The organism is Mediterraneibacter sp. NSJ-151, assembly GCF_022487435.1.
Lineage (GTDB): Bacteria > Bacillota > Clostridia > Lachnospirales > Lachnospiraceae > Schaedlerella > Schaedlerella hominis.
This window is the reverse complement of sequence record NZ_JAKVPP010000010.1, coordinates 117121-134463: the sequence shown is the minus strand read 5'-3', so window position 1 is coordinate 134463 and position 17343 is coordinate 117121. Positions and strand designations below refer to the sequence as shown.

17 protein-coding genes are annotated in these 17343 nt (G+C 33.1%); 2 read left to right on the top strand and 15 right to left on the bottom strand.

The window, feature by feature from the left end; translation table 11 throughout:
- Nucleotides 1-64: 64 nt before the first annotated feature.
- From LQE94_RS11505 to LQE94_RS11475, 7 genes are all read right to left on the bottom strand, one after another.
- Complete coding sequence (locus LQE94_RS11505) at nt 65-853, bottom strand: hypothetical protein (protein ID WP_186864683.1); 789 nt, start codon at nt 851-853, stop codon at nt 65-67.
- Nucleotides 850-1782 (bottom strand): hypothetical protein, encoded by a 933-nt coding sequence (locus tag LQE94_RS11500; RefSeq protein WP_240577758.1) that lies wholly within the window; start codon nt 1780-1782, stop codon nt 850-852. The genes LQE94_RS11505 and LQE94_RS11500 overlap by 4 nt, the downstream gene beginning before the upstream one ends.
- Nucleotides 1754-2875 (bottom strand): DUF262 domain-containing protein, encoded by a 1122-nt coding sequence (locus LQE94_RS11495; RefSeq protein WP_118738486.1) that lies wholly within the window; start codon nt 2873-2875, stop codon nt 1754-1756. The genes LQE94_RS11500 and LQE94_RS11495 overlap by 29 nt, the downstream gene beginning before the upstream one ends.
- Before the next feature lie 162 nt (nt 2876-3037).
- Nucleotides 3038-3814 (bottom strand): hypothetical protein, encoded by a 777-nt coding sequence (locus LQE94_RS11490; RefSeq protein ID WP_240577757.1) that lies wholly within the window; start codon nt 3812-3814, stop codon nt 3038-3040.
- A gap of 44 nt (nt 3815-3858) precedes the next feature.
- Nucleotides 3859-4536, bottom strand: a complete 678-nt coding sequence (locus tag LQE94_RS11485) for an RES domain-containing protein (RefSeq protein WP_240577756.1) — start codon at nt 4534-4536, stop codon at nt 3859-3861.
- Nucleotides 4537-4596: 60 nt separating this feature from the next.
- Nucleotides 4597-5097 carry a hypothetical protein gene (locus LQE94_RS11480; protein ID WP_186864679.1) on the bottom strand — a complete coding sequence of 167 codons (501 nt, stop codon included), beginning with the start codon at nt 5095-5097 and terminating at the stop codon, nt 4597-4599.
- Nucleotides 5094-5315: a helix-turn-helix domain-containing protein gene (locus tag LQE94_RS11475; RefSeq protein WP_118738513.1), complete on the bottom strand. Its 222-nt coding sequence runs from the start codon at nt 5313-5315 to the stop codon at nt 5094-5096. Before LQE94_RS11475 ends, LQE94_RS11480 begins: the two co-directional genes overlap by 4 nt.
- 344 nt (nt 5316-5659) lie before the next feature.
- On the opposite strand from LQE94_RS11475, the gene LQE94_RS11470 reads away from it, so the two are divergent.
- Both LQE94_RS11470 and LQE94_RS11465 read left to right on the top strand, forming a co-directional pair.
- Nucleotides 5660-7135 carry a nucleotide sugar dehydrogenase gene (locus LQE94_RS11470; protein ID WP_240577755.1) on the top strand — a complete coding sequence of 492 codons (1476 nt, stop codon included), beginning with the start codon at nt 5660-5662 and terminating at the stop codon, nt 7133-7135.
- Nucleotides 7136-7188: 53 nt separating this feature from the next.
- Nucleotides 7189-8295, top strand: coding sequence for an NAD-dependent epimerase/dehydratase family protein (locus tag LQE94_RS11465; protein WP_240577754.1), 1107 nt, complete (start codon nt 7189-7191; stop codon nt 8293-8295).
- A 159-nt stretch (nt 8296-8454) separates the two neighbouring features.
- Here LQE94_RS11465 and LQE94_RS11460 read toward each other — a convergent pair whose 3' ends face one another.
- From LQE94_RS11460 to LQE94_RS11425, 8 genes are all read right to left on the bottom strand, one after another.
- Nucleotides 8455-9456, bottom strand: coding sequence for an Rpn family recombination-promoting nuclease/putative transposase (locus tag LQE94_RS11460; protein WP_240577753.1), 1002 nt, complete (start codon nt 9454-9456; stop codon nt 8455-8457).
- Between the two features lie 710 nt (nt 9457-10166).
- The gene (locus LQE94_RS11455; RefSeq protein ID WP_207723294.1) at nt 10167-10469 is read right to left on the bottom strand and encodes a helix-turn-helix domain-containing protein; all 303 of its coding nucleotides are present in this window, start codon (nt 10467-10469) and stop codon (nt 10167-10169) included.
- Nucleotides 10456-10806 (bottom strand): type II toxin-antitoxin system RelE/ParE family toxin, encoded by a 351-nt coding sequence (locus LQE94_RS11450; protein WP_240577752.1) that lies wholly within the window; start codon nt 10804-10806, stop codon nt 10456-10458. Before LQE94_RS11450 ends, LQE94_RS11455 begins: the two co-directional genes overlap by 14 nt.
- Nucleotides 10807-10973: 167 nt before the next feature.
- Nucleotides 10974-11702, bottom strand: a complete 729-nt coding sequence (locus LQE94_RS11445) for a hypothetical protein (protein ID WP_240577751.1) — start codon at nt 11700-11702, stop codon at nt 10974-10976.
- A 263-nt stretch (nt 11703-11965) separates the two neighbouring features.
- On the bottom strand, nt 11966-12925 hold the full coding sequence (locus LQE94_RS11440) for a hypothetical protein (RefSeq protein ID WP_240577750.1): 960 nt from the start codon (nt 12923-12925) through the stop codon (nt 11966-11968).
- Nucleotides 12856-13242, bottom strand: coding sequence for an FRG domain-containing protein (locus LQE94_RS11435; RefSeq protein WP_240577749.1), 387 nt, complete (start codon nt 13240-13242; stop codon nt 12856-12858). The genes LQE94_RS11440 and LQE94_RS11435 overlap by 70 nt, the downstream gene beginning before the upstream one ends.
- A 206-nt stretch (nt 13243-13448) precedes the next feature.
- Nucleotides 13449-16499: a DEAD/DEAH box helicase gene (locus LQE94_RS11430; protein WP_240577748.1), complete on the bottom strand. Its 3051-nt coding sequence runs from the start codon at nt 16497-16499 to the stop codon at nt 13449-13451.
- Nucleotides 16496-17302, bottom strand: a complete 807-nt coding sequence (locus LQE94_RS11425) for a Hachiman antiphage defense system protein HamA (protein WP_240577747.1) — start codon at nt 17300-17302, stop codon at nt 16496-16498. The genes LQE94_RS11430 and LQE94_RS11425 overlap by 4 nt, the downstream gene beginning before the upstream one ends.
- Between the last annotated feature and the right edge of the window lie 41 nt (nt 17303-17343).

Below are 17343 nucleotides of genomic sequence, written 5' to 3'. Positions count from 1 at the left end.
TCATTTTCTTTCTTCACAGAACAATTCAACCCATTTGTTTCATAATGCCTTCTACACTATCAGATTAGCTTCTAAATAAGGTAATATTTTTAATATGTATTTGTTCACATAACCTCAATACTTTTTCTTGCTCCATTCCTTTTATCTTTTCTTTGAACAAATCAACAATATAATTAGGATATTCACTATTTTCTCTGTATTTTCCGTCTGCTTCTATAACATCCTCCACAAAATCTGCTAACGCCTTCGTTTTGAATCCCGCGTCGTTTAACTTAAATTGATTGATATGATGTTCAATATAATCTATATCCTCATCTGAATAAGAATATTTTTGACTTGGTACAAATTCGGCATTATATACATCATATTGTATTCTATATTCCTGATTCGAATTTTCTCCTTTTACTCCAAACGGCTGTAAAATAATTCTTGATTTCTTACAGTATTCCTTTTTTAACTTCTTATAACTTTCACACTCAACCTTGCATTCTTTTCCATCACATTGCACTTCTAATACAAATTCTTTTTTTGCCTCTTCCAGTTTTTCTAATCTTTCCTGTTCTCCCACACGCTTTAAAGACAAATTGCAATTAGGACAGGCTATTGCAATATTAGGAGTACATTCTGTCAAATGTTCTTCATCAAGTTTTTTCTCTATACTATGTTCCAAATGTCCAATATTTACTCGGTCATTCTTTAACAACGAATAACAATACATACAATGATTATTGCTAGTTTTTCTTAAAAGTGTTTCTAAATTTTTCCCCGGCTTATTTTTATAGCCATAGTTCATTCCAGCCTCATATTCAGGTAAAAAACTAGGAATATCCAATAACCAGTTTTCTTCTATCACACTTGCCACTCCTCTATCTGCTTAACAATTAACTTTTGTGCTTTTGTTATTTTCTCCGCTTTCATTTTTTCTAATTCAGCTTCATCCTCAGAATTCCAAATTCCTGACATTTTGTTGTTAAAAAGTCTTCTTAATATCTCGTCTCGCTTTTCTTTATCATTTTTTTCTTTTTGTTCAAAAAAGGCACTGAAAATGTCATACACTTGCGATATACTAGAAAAATCCCCTGCATCTAATATCTCAAAATTTTCTCCATACAACAAAATCAAATTCGTTTCTTCTGCATTTGCAATCAAATCTGCCGAATGCGTTGTAACAACAAAATTCAATTCAGGAAATTTATTTTTTAAAAACCCTAATATTTTTCCACTATTTTTTACTGATAGGAACTCGTCTATTTCATCAATAACAATGGTTCCTTTTGATTTTGTATCAGAGAAATACAATATTTCCATAAAAATACGAATCAATGCCTGATAACCACTAGACAATTCAACAATTTCATTATTGATATATACATTCCATCCTACCTCTCCCTGCCGTATTGCAAATGATATCTGAAGGAACTCATTCATCAGCGCTTCTACTTGCCCACAATAATTGCTGTATAAATCTTCTATTGCCCTAGGTCCACCATAGTAAAAAGTATCTTTATGATTAAATACCGCTTCTTCTAAGCGCTGTTTATTAATCTCTTTCGAATAATGCACTTCCGGAATAGTCGAAGGCATAATCTGACTTATGTCAAAATAGCGATTTACTGCATCTATAAAATAGAACTGCTCTTTTTTATCATTTTCTATCAACCGTCTTAATACGTCTGATTTACCACTAGAATTATCTCCAATTATAATAGTATCTTTATATACCAACTCCTCATTCATTATACTATTGCAGACTCTATTCAGCATCATTTGATAAGATTTCATATATCCGCTTCCACCTCTTGTTCATATTTGTTATAGAAACAGTTCCCCCCTGTTGTGTTTCCTTTATCTTCTTATCTTTTTCTATTTTACTACAAATCTCATCTGTAAATTTTATCTGTCCTATGCTAGTCTTAGCCCAAACGACAAACAATCCTTCTAATAAAAATGTCTTTGAAAAATATTTTTTTGAAATTTCCAGCAGGTCAATAAATGTTTTCAAACTCCGCTGATATCCCATAACTTCCTCATATTCAAAATCATAAGCTGCTTCCGCGAAACAATCAATCAATTTATTAATGGAATTTTTATAATTATTTACCCTAAAATTAATTCCATCATATTCTACATATTTCTTCATAGCACAAAAACGATATAAAAATTCTATATCCTTACACTCTTCATCAATTCTGCCATACAATTTTCTCCAATTTTTATTTTGCTTATTCAGAGAATTAATCATTCGGCTGAATTCACATGGATAAATTCCATTCCTCAATTCTTGATTGGATAGTCTTGTCCCGCCATTATTTAAATTGGTAAAAATTTTATGTAAGGTCACATCTCTCTTTTCAATTTCTGCTATTTTAATTTCAATTACCGATATCGATCTATAATCAATCTTTCTTTTAAGCATCACTGGAAGCGTTTCGTAGCTAATATCGTATTTTTCTCCGTTTAGTGTCATAAAAAACTGAGTTGGAACTATATTATCATATTTTTCTTCCAATGCTTCTTCAAACTTACAATCATTTCTTACATTTAAGTCACTGTAATCAAACACCGACTCCTTCGGACTTTTGAAGAACTTTCCAATAAAATAAAAGAAAAGGCTCATCACTCTCTGTTGACCATCCAAAATTTCTAACTGTCCCAATTCATTTCGAAATGTATAAATTGGAGGAATCGGCAAATCACGAATCAAAGAAGTTGCCAATTCCTCAACCTGTTCTTTTGTCCAACGATATTTTCTTTGATATTCTGGAATCACAAAAATATTATCTTGTACTCCTTCTACCAATGACTTAAATCCCATATCTGTTTTATATTGTTGAATACTAATCTGATTATAAATCTCTAACAGTGATTCTGCCATTTTTCTTCTTACCTTTCCCTAAAATATACTTGTATTGTAACACGAATACTCCCCTACAACAATCGCATATTCCATTTGCTAATCCTTGTCTCTAATATGTTCCATATACATCTGTTTTGCTTTTCTTCTTGCTTCGTTCTCTGCCAATTTCACTTGACGTCTTCATTTATCCTCTTCGTCCTCTTTTTCCCTCTTATTCAAGCATTTAAACTTATACTCAAAAAAAAGTGATTTTGCTACTTCATTATTATTAACGACCTCGTTTCTTGCTTCATCGATTTTTCTTTCCATATATTCTATATCAAGATCTTCCTCTTCCAATTCTAGGATTTTCTTTTCACACCATTTAATATCACTTTTTAGTTGCTTACAAGACATTTCATCTGTATTTCTCATTTTCAAAACTTTTAATTGCTCTTTACATTTTTGCAAGTATTTTATGGCATTTTCTTTGTATCTGATTTTTCCGACATATTCTTGAATTCTATCAGTATATCGAAATAATGCTCCAATCAATTCAAAATATTTTCCCTTCTTAATATATGGAGAATACTCATTATACACTTTCTCTACCAATTCTCCAAAATCAATTACTTCCATCGGAATATATTTAATATATCCATCTATTTCCATACCAATTCCATCTATTATTGATAATTCCGTTTCCCATTTATGATATAACTTCAGAATTTCAATTTCTATTCTTCTTTTATCCTGAAAATAATTTATAATTTCACTAAATATCAATAATATTCCACTACTTAAAATTCCAATGAAAATGTTACTAATTGTTTCGCATTTTCCATGAAAACTAAAAATATATGTAGAAAAAGCACTTCGAATCGTTTTACAAATATTACTTTGAAGGAAAAATAAAATTATACTTATCAAAATTATCAGCCTAATAGCTTGTGTTATAATCTCTTTAGATCTTCTCATTTTTACTTACATGACGATAATATTTTATCACATACTCCTTCTTTTTAATTTTTCTTTAAAATATCCCTTGTATAAACCCTCTCATTTGCTATAATTTTTCTACTCCCCTCTACAAATTCAAAGTAATCGTCTTTCCACAAAACACAGCAATTATACCCTGTGCTTCTGTATTTAATACCTTCAATTCCAATTTTTTTACAACATGACGCCACAAAATTAGGAAGCAGATACTTTTTCACAATTTTCTCCTCTTCATTTTCCACTATGAAACGCAAATGTTCTATAAAACGATTATTACCTTTAACTTCACCAGACAAATCAATAATTCTCTCTTTTTTAACAGGCTGAAGTCCGACCACTTGGAGACTAATTTTCTTTTCCCCACAGTGCTTGGTAATTTTAGCTAATGCTCCCTCTCTCGTTTCCGCTATATAATAACAACTTTTCCCAATTGCATTATATCGACCATGTGAAGATATATTAAGTGGAGCTTTCAGCATTTCCTTATCTAAGAGCAGTGCCTGACCTGTTTCAATTCTTCTAGCATGATAATATGTATCTGCATCAAAACTTATAAAATTCTTCCATTCTTTAATAATTTCAAAAATCTTTTTTCCTACCGGATGACAAATTGCAAATATCATATCATCATATAATTGACTTTCAAATGAAATCAACTCATCAAGTGAAATATCAGCAAATAAATCTTGCGAACTTTCCACAACTGTAATCTGATCTGCCGTCAGCTTTCGCTCTGGTGAATTTTTACAAAAAAAGTTAAGCTACTTTTCTACCGAGAACTTAAAATTTTGTAAATATGTTATCAACTCCAGAATATCATTATATGTTTTTTTATTTTTTCCATATACAGATGGTTTTTCGGAATCTAAAATTTCTTCTAGCTCTTTACATTCATTTGCAATATATTCTTTGATTTTTCTTCGCATTTCCTCCAATGCTTTTTCTGGAACATATTCATCTTTACTCTTTTTTTCTTCATTTTGTTCATCTATATTATTACAATTCACTTTTTCTTTCTCTTTTTCTTTTTTTACCACTTTATATTTTCCTTTTTCTCCTGTAGGAAGAATATAATGTTTTTTTATCAAATATGTTATAGCATTACTAAATGCATTTACCTCATAGTCTACATTATATGTACATCCTTGCTCTTTCAACCATTCTTTTAATCCTTTTGTAGTAAATACCTCTATGTCATTACTCAAACATGTTTTCATTTTTTCTCTTAATTCACAAGATCCAATCATTTTATCACCTTTCATTCAAATACAATTATTTCTTCGATACTTTTCACTCCAAACAATTCAGCCATTGCATACAACCTCTCAATTGGCGGAATCGTTCTTCCACTCATATAATTTTTAACCGCACTTTCCGAAATACATAATGCTTTAGCAATATCACAATTTTTCAATCCATTCTTTCTCTTTAATTCAGATATTCTTTTTGCAGTCTTTTTAATATTTATTTTTTCATTCATATTTCTTCTCCTTTTCTTATTAATTATATTTCTTTTTCATTGCATTCTCAAGTTTCTTTTTTACACTTTTTCCAAACCCATCCCACTTCACAACCATAACATATTTCAATTTTTCGCATATTTCTCAGTAACAAAATTTCACCTTACTTTTTTCTCTTCTTTTCCGAATCGTGTTATTTATCATAACATTTTTATTCTTTTCTCATCCCCCTCTTGCACCCTTTCCAATCTTATGTTACTATAAATACGTTAAAATCAATAATCAGCAAATGTAGTTTTGTTACTTAAACTAACATCGTATTGTATAACTATTAAAATACACACATTAAAGAAAGGATTTCACCATGAAAAAATTATCTCAGTCTCTTTTAGCTGACTTGGTTGCTACAAAGAGAAAAGAACAAAACATGACACAGCAGGCACTTGCCGATGCAACAGGAATCAATCGTGCATTAATTTCCCGCTTGGAGAAAGAAGATTTTCTTCCATCTATTCCACAGTTGGAAGCATTGTGCGAAGCCCTTGGATTTGAACCAGATGAAGTTTTCGTAGATAACACAAATACTAAGCTCGCTTCACCGGCACCACTTAATATTGCCGTTGCAGGTACAGGTTATGTAGGACTTTCTATCGCAACTTTGCTTGCACAGCACAATCACGTTACTGCAGTGGATATCATTCCTGAAAAAGTTGATTTGATCAACAACAAGAAATCTCCTATCCAGGATGATTATATTGAGAAATATCTCGCTGAGAAGGATCTTGATCTGACAGCTACTTTAGATGGTGAGGAAGCTTATAAAAATGCTGACTTTGTTGTCATTGCAGCACCTACAAACTATGACAGCAAGAAGAACTATTTTGATACTTCCGCTGTAGAAGCTGTTATCGAACTTGTTTTGAAGGTAAATCCAGATGCAATCATGGTGATTAAATCTACAATCCCTGTTGGATATACTGACTCTGTCCGCAAGAAATATAACACAAGCAATATTATTTTCAGCCCGGAATTTTTGAGAGAATCAAAAGCGCTCTATGATAACCTCTATCCAAGCCGTATCATTGTTTCTACTGATAAAAATGATGAACGTCTTGTAAAAGCATCAAGAGATTTTGCTGCACTTCTGCAGGAAGGTGCACTCAAACAAGATATTGACACATTATTTATGGGATTTACTGAAGCTGAAGCTGTAAAATTATTTGCAAATACATATCTTGCACTTCGTGTTTCTTATTTTAATGAGTTAGATACTTACGCAGAAATGAAAGAACTGAATACACAGGATATTATCAATGGTGTATGTTTAGATCCACGAATCGGAACACATTACAATAATCCTTCTTTCGGATATGGCGGATATTGCTTACCGAAGGATACAAAACAGCTGCTTGCTAACTACAATGATGTTCCTCAAAATATGATGAGTGCAATCGTAGAAAGTAACCGAACAAGAAAAGACTTTATTGCTGACCGTGTGCTTGAACTGGCAGGTGCTTATGAAGCGAATAGTGCATGGGATGCAGCGAAAGAAAAAGAAGTGGTTGTCGGTGTTTATAGACTGACTATGAAGAGTAATTCTGACAATTTCCGTCAGAGCAGTATCCAGGGCGTAATGAAACGAATCAAAGCGAAAGGTGCAACTGTTGTAATCTATGAACCAACACTTGAAAATGGAACAACATTTTTCGGAAGTAAAGTTGTAAATGATCTTGCTGAGTTCAAAAAGCTCAGCCACAGTATCATTGCAAATCGTTATGATTCTTGTCTGGATGATGTCCGTGACAAAGTATATACAAGAGACTTATTCCAGCGTGACTAATATTTTTCAACCATAATTAATAAAGATTCAAGTTTTAAAACGAGGAAAGTGCTATGAAAAATCAAAATGTAACTTTAAAAAATGCAACGATTCTTGTAACAGGTGCGGCCGGTTTTATCGGCTCTAACCTCGTTCTTGAATTGCTTCGTACTACAGAGCCTATTCATATCATCGGCATTGATAATATGAATGATTATTATGATGTTTCAATCAAGGAATATCGTTTAAGAAAAATTGAAGAAGAAGTCCAGAAACATACTGCATCATCTTGGAATTTTATAAAAGGATCTATCGCCGACAAAACTTTGATTGATCAGATTTTTACAGATTATAAACCAACTGTTGTTGTAAATCTGGCTGCTCAGGCAGGTGTGCGCTACTCTATCACAAACCCTGATGTTTATATCGAATCAAACCTGATTGGATTTTACAACATTTTAGAGGCATGTCGTCATTCTTACGATGCCGCTTCCTGCGATGATTCTTATCATGGAGTAGAGCATTTGGTATATGCTTCTTCCTCATCTGTATACGGAAGCAACAAAAAAATCCCTTACTCTACAGATGATAAGGTAGATAATCCGGTTTCACTGTATGCTGCCACTAAAAAGTCAAACGAATTGATGGCTCATGCTTACAGTAAGCTTTATAATATTCCATCCACAGGACTCCGCTTCTTCACCGTATACGGACCTGCCGGAAGACCTGATATGGCATACTTTGGATTTACAAACAAGTTACGTGCCGGAGAAACAATTCAGATCTTTAATTATGGAAACTGCAAACGAGACTTTACCTTTGTCGATGATATTGTAGAAGGAGTCAAACGTGTAATGCAGGCTGCTCCTGAAAAGAAAAACGGCGAAGACGGACTTCCAATTCCGCCATACGCCGTATATAACATCGGTAACAATCAGCCTGAAAATCTGCTTGACTTTGTAGATATTCTTCAACAAGAGCTGACTCGTGCCGAAGTTCTGCCTGCTGATTACGATTTCGAAGCACATAAAAAACTGGTTCCTATGCAGCCAGGTGATGTTCCGATCACTTATGCAGATACTACTGCATTGGAAGAAGATTTCGGATTCAAACCTAGTACAAGTTTGAGAGATGGCCTTCGAAAATTTGCTGAATGGTATAAAGAATTTTATAAAAATTAATCTATTCTTGAAAAACCTTCTTTGTAAGATTACAGAGAAGGTTTTTTTAAGTAGTTTTCTGGAAAATTGACGGCGCCTGACACCAATGGTAGGTAGTTTCTATTAAGTTAAGGGACTCCCTGCCGTTGTTGTCATGCACCTTATACCTCTTTTGCAAAGCTACTGCTCCAGCTCCGCAATAACTTTTTCAATTACAGCAACCTCTTCTTCCAACTCTTCTGCAATCACATCGATATCCTTTCCCTTCAGCAATTTCTTCTGAACTTGCTGTTTGAGAAGATCTTTTTTTCCCAATTCAAGACCGGTCTTTCTTCCTTCTTCAATTCCCGCTTTCCTGCCAGCCTCCATTGCTCTTTCTTCAATTCCCTCACTCAGATTACACATTGTCTTCACTTCCTCCTCTATTGATTCTTCCATTGGTATATCATATTCATTTTCAAGTATATCCAATTTTTCATCTACTTTTAATTTCTCTGACAGTAATGTTCCTAACAATCGATGTAATTCATTGTTTTCATCTTTATCTGATAATTTTCCAGCTACTCCTACCATAATGATATTCAGCAGTTCAAGTTTTCCTTTCCACTTATAATCGCCCATGATTACATCATTTGTCAGATGAATATGATTCATACAATCTTCCTTCATATTCATACATATCCAAATCGAATATACCTTCTTAATGTCGTTGTAATTGCTTCCTTTAAACTCGCGATTCTTCTGCGACGAAATCATCCGACTGATATAAAAGATTGCACGATTTAAAATATCATAATCTGTAGGGTCTGTCTTTTGTGCTTCGATATTTATGATAATCTGCGAAACTCCATCTTTGGTTCGTACGTAAAAGATAATATCGAATCTCACATATCCTGCATAAACTTCCGAATTCTCTGTATTCAATCCTACAATTTCATTTCCTTTTTCATCTACTCCGACAATCTTATTTGTAAGTCCCAGCCCGACCGGAACTTTACTTATAAGTGGCTCTCCTTCAATCAGATGGACCACTTCTTCCGGGCGCATTCCACGAAATTCATCTACTGATTTTGCTAAAATGTGAGCAAGTATAATCTTGTGTCCCAGCAATTTCTTGACACACTCGTCATACTGTGCCTTAATGTCAGTCGATAATACAACATTTTTCAACTCAGTATTCATTTGTTTCCTCCTTCTTGCAGAAGGAACTTACTCTTGTCTAATGTCTTTCAGTCCTCTCCTGCTTTTTACATTTGTTTTGGTATTAAAGCATAGATTTCTGAAATGTGATTAGAATATAGATGGCGCATCGCACCTTAGAATTCATTAAGAAATATGCTTTTCTCTACTCTAGCATATATGGAATGTTGATGCAATACTGTAAATGCAAAAGGATAGTACTTTTAAGTTATGTGCTGTAAAAATTTGATGGCGCCTGACACCTGGTAGTGTGACACCTAGCGGCGGATAAGCCAACATTACGTACGAAGCCCTATAACAAGAGTCTTAAACTCCTGTTCCGTATCCACAAAATGCTCGAAATCCTAAAATATCATTGAATACTTTTCGCGTCTGATTGTCTGGGTAATAACGTTCATACTTTAAAAGTATAGAATCCAAACTTTTCACTCTATAATCCAACGCAATTCCTGAAATGATTTCCTATTCATCCAGCCACTCCGCCATTGCAACCAGTTCTTCAATCAATAATTCCTTATCAAAATAATGCTAATTTTTCTTCAATGGAGTTCCCAGATGCGACTCAAACGACAATGCATTCAAAATTCACAGTGATAAAGCATTAGATAGAATTTAAAACCGGCTATTCTACCAGTTCTAAATTTTATCTATCTTATAAATACGTTAAAGTAAATTTATATGTTTATAGAAATTTACATTTTATTTTTTGTCGGCATCGGAACAAATTCTAGTTTTAATTGCATCCCTAAGCCCTGTGCAAGTTTTTTCACCATACTCAAGCTGGGATTTCTTGTTCCATTCTCAATCCTGCTTATATCTGCCTGCGTAATTCCGGTTTTAGCTGATAAATCTTTCTGTGTCATATTCTGCTGCACTCTTGCATCAATCATTGCCTGGATAATATCATATTCCGGTTGCAGTGCATCATATTCTGCTTTTACCTCTAGATTCTGCAATGCTCTTTTTTTATAATCTTTATAGCTACTCATTGCCATACCTCCGTTCATAATCTGCTTTATATTGCTTTGCCAGTTCCTTTTCTGCTTTTGGTGTCTTTTGCGACTTTTTTATAAATCCATTTGTAAGCACTACTTTCTTGCCTACAATAAAGAAATACAGTACTCTTGTAATATCTGATCCCTGCTTGGTACGAAGCTCAAAGATTCCATTTTCCAAGGGTTTTGAATATGGCTCACGAAGCAATGGGCCATTCATTTCCAGCAAGTCAATTGTCCGCAATGTTTTTGCCAGTAGCTTAGGTTTCAAGGAATCCAATAGTTCCTGCACAGGACATCTTCCATCTTCTGTATCATATAAAATGATTTCGTACATTAGTATGCTCCTTCCTCTTTATAATTATAGTATGTCGTATTCAACATATTGTCAAGACAGTTCTGGATACTTTTCTATGTAATATTACGCATGATTTTTACACTAAAAATTTAATTGTGCCCGTCACCAATGTGGTCTCAATGCCAGACATGACAATCCCTAGGAAGTTAGCATTTATATTCTGTTGCTCTTTCTAATAGTCGGTCAAAACGTTTCAGCTTTTGCTGAACCTCATTCTTATTCATTGTAATTCTTTCTTCCACACTATCATTTTTGTTAAATTTATGTGTTCTCCCCGCAATATCAACAAGCAATTCGTTGTCCTGAATCAGGAAATCCTCTTGCATCCATTGTGGATTAAAATATTCAGAATCTTTATCAATATAAAAAACCTGTATTCCACACTTCACCTGTTCCTTCATGTGCTGTTCTTTTTTCTTCCACTCTTTTTTTTCAAAAATAAAAATTCGCTGGATTGTAACATGTTTCTGATCAATCAGTTCACTTTGCACTTTCAAATATTCTTTCGTAAAATCATCTTCCCAATAGTCCGGTATAGAACTTACCGCTTTAATACTTCCAAATTCTTTTGTATAACTTATTCCTTCTATTCCAAATGTATCATCCGCATGAGGATTTGTAACATGAATACCCGATAAAAGTTCTTGATTATCAGACAGGAACTCTTTCATTTTTTCGTCGATCTCTTTTTTAAAATACGGATGTTCCACAGTAGTAATCTGATTTGTATAACTGATCTGATTGCTTATCTCCTCTAATCTGTGTTCCAGTTTTAAAAATTCATTATTATAAAATGTTTTATCTTTTTCATATTTTATATACCATTCCACTAATGTTGCAAGCAGAGTAGATAAAATGGTTAGTATAATGTCCATTCCCAAATTATCCCTACAAATTATACTAAAAATAATACCAACAACCAAAAAAATTAATGTCCATGGTATTTTTTTCAAACATTTCATATTTAGGTGCCCCTTTCTCCTCTTCTTTGAAATATCGATCCCGATCTGCCAGAATTTTTCTGCCCTTGAACCTTACAATAAAAACTTAACGGTACCTGACACCACCTGGTGCTTTCCTACCTGGTGGTATTTATTTACACTCACTATTGAGCGTTTACTAAGATGAAATTATCAAACTACATTTTATTTTTTCTTCGATACGAATATACCACAGATTTTGCAATGTTATCTAAATCACCATAAACACCACCTAAATTGATTCCTAAAACATCCAATTCAGAAAGTATTTCTTGATAATTATTTATTTCCAGCGTTATATCTGGATTGATATTCTGAACACTTAATATATTATAATCATATACCATATCGCAAGAATAAAAATATGGCTGGTAAATAAAAAGCCCTTTTTGTGCATTGATTCTATCAAATAAATTTGCTGGCTGATATGTAAAATATATTTTTAGATTTAAGATTAACTTTTCAATTCCGTTTCTATCATTATGAAAAATCTGTATTAAATTAGCTAAAAGCATAATATACGTTGCGGCAGATAGCTGATATAGGTTACCTTCTTCTGGAAAGTGTCCAAAAATATCACTTTCATAAGGAATTCTTTCATCTTCCATCTCCTCATAAACATATGTATACAAAGATAAAATAATATCTTGCAAGTTATCTTCTTTTAGACTTTTTTGAAATGTAAATAAATCCTCACTTTCTTCATAATCATTCTTCTCTTCATCATTGTAATATTCCCCCCATAAATTAACATTATTTTCTCTATAGCACTCAATAAGTTGTATAAGGCAATCCGAAATTTCTGTAATATTAATTTCAGGATTTTCAAATAAGTTAATCAGACTATATATAAGTTCAACTCGCACATCTCTATCACTATAAATACTTTCGAGGAAATTGTTATGTCCAACCTTTGGGAGAATATCCGTTATATCTAACAACCATTTTTTATTTAACAAATAAACTTGAGCGTATTGTGACAATGTAGGTTTTTCTAGTTTATTTATAAGATTATGTATTAACATTTGCTGTGTAGACGAATTTTTCTTTAAATCATCAACTGTTGAATCTCCAACCAGTTCTGATAAGCTAAATGCTGGAACATTTTTCCTTGACACGAGAAAAACAATGCAATCAGTGGCGAATATGAAAAATCAATAAGATTTGTTGGTACACCGTAATGTTGACAAAACGCTAAAAAATATTCTTTTTCTTCTGATGTTAGTTTAGAAACAACTTGCTCATAATATTTTTTAGAGATTTCATCAATGTTATATATTTTATCAGAATCCCAACCACCCATATATGGTCGAAACCCATTTGCTTCTATGCCAAAATAGGGTTCATTTTGTCCTCTATAAATATAATTTTCTATTCCTAGAGTTTCTAATTCTTTGATGTATTCTGAAACTGAATTTACTCTAATTGTTTGCACACTTTTATCCTCCGTATATTAGATAATCCATATTGTACCAAGTCGCTGGCGCAACGGCTAGCCCTAGACCACATTGGTACCTGACACCATTGTGACCATGCAAGCGCCAAAACATCCTCTTGCACATGTTTCAATGCAAATTCGAACAAAACCTCGAACACCTAGCTTAATGGCATTGCCTGGTGGTGGTTTACATGAAGCGCTTTCTATTCCATTAGCAGAGATAACCTATCCCTGAAATATTCGGGATATGAATCAAGGCAACTAGAAATCTCTTCCCTATGAAACTTCAACGTATTAAGTATCTTGTCCGCTCCAATATTCGTATCAGATAAAATTTGAGCAATCTCTATAGACAATAAGCGATCGTAAAAAACACTCTCACAAATAGAAATAGCTGTCATATTGGGAACACCATACTTTACTTTCTTCTGTAATAATGTCAAAAGCTTTCTTGGATCAACTTGCGTCTCATCGTCTTCGTCAACTACTATCAAATCACAAATATTACCGATAAGGAAATTCATTTCATATGAAATTCTTTTATTACATAACGACTCTACTTCTGGAATTCCTATAGCTTCCTCGTTACTAATTTCAATTGGTATTTGTCCAGCAATCCATTTTTGACAGACACTTTGAATATGCTCTTGATATTTAAAATCACCATTAATTTGCAAATACAACTCTACAATCATAGACAATAAGTCTTCTTCTGTATATATCCTCTCTGTAAGTTCATTTTTGAAAATCCATTCCTCTATTTGAGAAGACAAAGCTATCCCTGACATCGCATTAGAATATCTACGCAAATCTTCCACATCGTATTCTTGAATATTCTCCTCTATTTTCTGAAAAACCTTAATTAACAATTCTTTTTCCTGCTCTGATGCCAGTGCATACGCCAAGGTATTAGAACAAATATCTACCGAATTATTCTTACAATCGGTAGCTACTGTTTCTGTAGAACACGCTAAACAAAGATAATTCTCTATATGAGATATAATATCCTGTCTCAATAATATCTCCTGCATGATCGTATTTTGTTTTCTATCTGGATTTATTTTTATATACGCTTTTTCCAACTTTTTTGCATAATTAAACAAGAAACTGCTTTCACCAAGGTGTTCTATCACTTTTGAAACAAATTCCTCACCTTTTACAGTTTTATCATAATCCACTTTAAAATCCTGTACTAACGAAAGAATAGAACTCCCACAAGGTTCTGCAGATTTTGTATCAAATAACTTCATACAGTCATTCCAAAAATACATTCCGCCATTTTTCCGCTTCATTCGATTATCATATATATTACAATCCGTAATGATAATACTGCCTTCGGTGTATATACCTGCTCGTGCTGTTCTCCCCATCAAGTTTTGAAAATCTCGTGCTTTTACTAATCGAACTCCATTACGAAAACTGGTAACTAACAAATATTTAATTGGAATATTCACACCTTGTGCAAGTGTCGATGTACATACTACGCAAGAAACATATTTATTTTTCAATGCATGTTCCACTACAAGCTTAACTCCATTTTGAAGATTAGAAGAATGAGGTAAAACACCCAATTCTGCTGCTTGCGTATACCAATGCTCTGAACCATAATAGTTTTCTATGAAGTCCTTTATTTCAGAAAGCTTTTCTTGATTCGCATTATCTTTTAATACTTTTAAGTCATAGTTTCGTTTATTTAAGTCTATAATTCTTTTAAACACTGTTTTCATTGAGCGTTGTTGTCCGAGATAGATAGCGACACCTCCATTATGACATAACTTTATAGCATTATAAATGGCTATATCTGTGGATGATGATAATTCCGGAAAAAATCTATTCTTTTTTTCTCTCGGCAACTTATTCAATTGTTCAACTTGAAGAATTCGAGGAATAAAATAATCCTCCTTTGATTTATCATCAGAAAAGAAATGCAGATTCTTTTGTTTGGATGAAAAACCTATAGATTTAGGCGTTGATACAATACTTTCATCCTCTGCCAAACAACCTCTATCCTCGAACAACCACTGTGCAATATCTTCTGAATTTGGCAATACCGCTGATAACAAAATTAATTGCTGTTCACTTGTTATATTTCGACGTATATGTGTCACTAACAACTCATATGTTGCACCTCTACCACCATCATCAAACATATGACCTTCATCAAACACAAATAAATCTATAACATTCAAAAAAAACGGATCATGATGCAACACATAGCTTAGTTTTTCCGGTGTACATATAAGTATTTGCTTTTTATTAGCCTCTTCAAATATATTCAAAAAGTCATTTTGAAGAACATCTGAGAACTGATTTATTATAGCATCTTTTCTAAATATTTTATACATATCCGTTGTTATTTCATTGCACAACGCTCTTAGTGGTGCCACTATAATAGCCGTATTAGCTCGATCAGATAAAAAGGCAGCTCTTATAATCAGTTCTATGCTTCTAGTCTTCCCCACACCTGTCGGAAGTTGCACAATAGCGTTTTCTCCTCTCAGCAATCCTTTTTCAGCTATTAATCGTTGTGCTGGCCATAACATCTTTATAGACTTTCTACTTTGTAAATATGGTTTCCACTTCTCGTGTGAAAGGCCTGAACTATTCGGCAAAAGCCTCCATGACGAATTATTACACGCTACAATAATAACTGCCACTAATATATCCACATAAAATATACTATCTGAATCTCCATTAGTATATATTTCTTTTCTATATACCCTTAAATTTTCCTTTAATACTTCTATAGACTCACCCTTTCCGAAGTACTCCAAGAAATAATTATTAATTCGTTCATATGTATCTATAACCTTTAAATACAGTAAATACTTTCCACTCAAAAGATAGTTATAGATATTTACCAACAGTTTCTGCGGAGTTCGTTCATTACCAATTAAATTATCTACATTTGCCGCCAATACTTTAGCACTTCCAAAATCTTTTCTCAAAAAATAGGCTGATGCTCCTGATAGCAAAAAATCCCAATCATATTCCGTTCTATCTTTGGATTGAAAAGCCGAATCATAATATTCTGCAGTTGTTTTCAAAAACGGCTCCAGTGCTTCTGCTTCTTCATGATTATTTTCTATAATGCATTCTGAGTATCGTGACAACACATAAGTTGTTGGATAGGATAATTCATTCGAATTCAATCGAAATTGAGGATACTCTTTCTTTGAAACATTGTATTCTACCATTTTAGCTTTAGCTTTTTGATATCTTAGCATTTGCTCGGCATTTTTACCAAAAATCATTTCTTGCACCTCTCATAAATGTTATGAGCCAATTCCATCAGTTTTTTACCATGCACATAAAATATGCGTTCATTTTCTCTGATTTCAAGTTCTTCGCCAGAAAAATTTAATTCTATGACTTCATCTATATTTTCACGGCTACTAACTCCAGCAGCAACATATGTAATTTGAAAATTATTATCTGGTTTAAACAAGAACCTTTTTACTTCTTTTGCATCTTCTATTCTTCCCAATTCCCTTAATCGTTTTCTGCAATAATTTACTGTTCTTGCTAAACGATGCTCATCTTTTCTAGAATCAATAATTGCATTCTTGATGGGTGTATAGTCCTCCTTAGACAGTGTAGCTTTAACCTCTGCTGCGACCAAGCTATCTCTTTCATCTGGCGTCTTGTCTTCGTTTTTATACTTATATGCAATAACGTCCGTTCCTTGTTGTGAATTATTCTTTCCAGATCTATTCTTCAATTTATATCTTGGAACAGAATACTGATATAAAAACTCTAACAAATCCGAAATCAAAATTTCGGTAATATCTGCAGAACGTGCTGTTGATCCCAACGCTTCTTCCTTTTGTGGAATTATATAATCATGTAAATACTTTCCAATAGGCATCTCATTATCTTCAGCATCTTCTTCTAATTCAGTATCATCTATGTAATTTCTACGAATGTGTAACGCCCAATCATCAAGAATACTTTCATCACATTTATAGTCAATTTTATAGCATTTTAACGGAATATTATCTTTAATTACAACCCCAGATTCCTCAACAAGCCAATCAATGTACTGCGGTTTTTCCATGCGATATTCCTCTCTTCACCATAACCATCCCCTTGGACAAC

What these genes read in the sequence shown, in the direction of transcription:
- LQE94_RS11500 (WP_240577758.1), bottom strand. Translation starts at nt 1,782, where the DNA reads ATGAAATCTTATCAAATGATGCTGAATAGAGTCTGCAATAGTATAATG.
- LQE94_RS11495 (WP_118738486.1), bottom strand. Translation starts at nt 2,875, where the DNA reads ATGGCAGAATCACTGTTAGAGATTTATAATCAGATTAGTATTCAACAA.
- LQE94_RS11490 (WP_240577757.1), bottom strand. Translation starts at nt 3,814, where the DNA reads ATGAGAAGATCTAAAGAGATTATAACACAAGCTATTAGGCTGATAATT.
- LQE94_RS11480 (WP_186864679.1), bottom strand. Translation starts at nt 5,097, where the DNA reads ATGAAAGGTGATAAAATGATTGGATCTTGTGAATTAAGAGAAAAAATG.
- LQE94_RS11475 (WP_118738513.1), bottom strand. Translation starts at nt 5,315, where the DNA reads ATGAATGAAAAAATAAATATTAAAAAGACTGCAAAAAGAATATCTGAA.
- LQE94_RS11470 (WP_240577755.1), top strand. Translation starts at nt 5,660, where the DNA reads ATGAAAAAATTATCTCAGTCTCTTTTAGCTGACTTGGTTGCTACAAAG.
- LQE94_RS11465 (WP_240577754.1), top strand. Translation starts at nt 7,189, where the DNA reads ATGAAAAATCAAAATGTAACTTTAAAAAATGCAACGATTCTTGTAACA.
- LQE94_RS11460 (WP_240577753.1), bottom strand. Translation starts at nt 9,456, where the DNA reads ATGAATACTGAGTTGAAAAATGTTGTATTATCGACTGACATTAAGGCA.
- LQE94_RS11455 (WP_207723294.1), bottom strand. Translation starts at nt 10,469, where the DNA reads ATGGCAATGAGTAGCTATAAAGATTATAAAAAAAGAGCATTGCAGAAT.
- LQE94_RS11450 (WP_240577752.1), bottom strand. Translation starts at nt 10,806, where the DNA reads ATGTACGAAATCATTTTATATGATACAGAAGATGGAAGATGTCCTGTG.
- LQE94_RS11445 (WP_240577751.1), bottom strand. Translation starts at nt 11,702, where the DNA reads ATGGACATTATACTAACCATTTTATCTACTCTGCTTGCAACATTAGTG.
- LQE94_RS11430 (WP_240577748.1), bottom strand. Translation starts at nt 16,499, where the DNA reads ATGATTTTTGGTAAAAATGCCGAGCAAATGCTAAGATATCAAAAAGCT.
- LQE94_RS11425 (WP_240577747.1), bottom strand. Translation starts at nt 17,302, where the DNA reads ATGGAAAAACCGCAGTACATTGATTGGCTTGTTGAGGAATCTGGGGTT.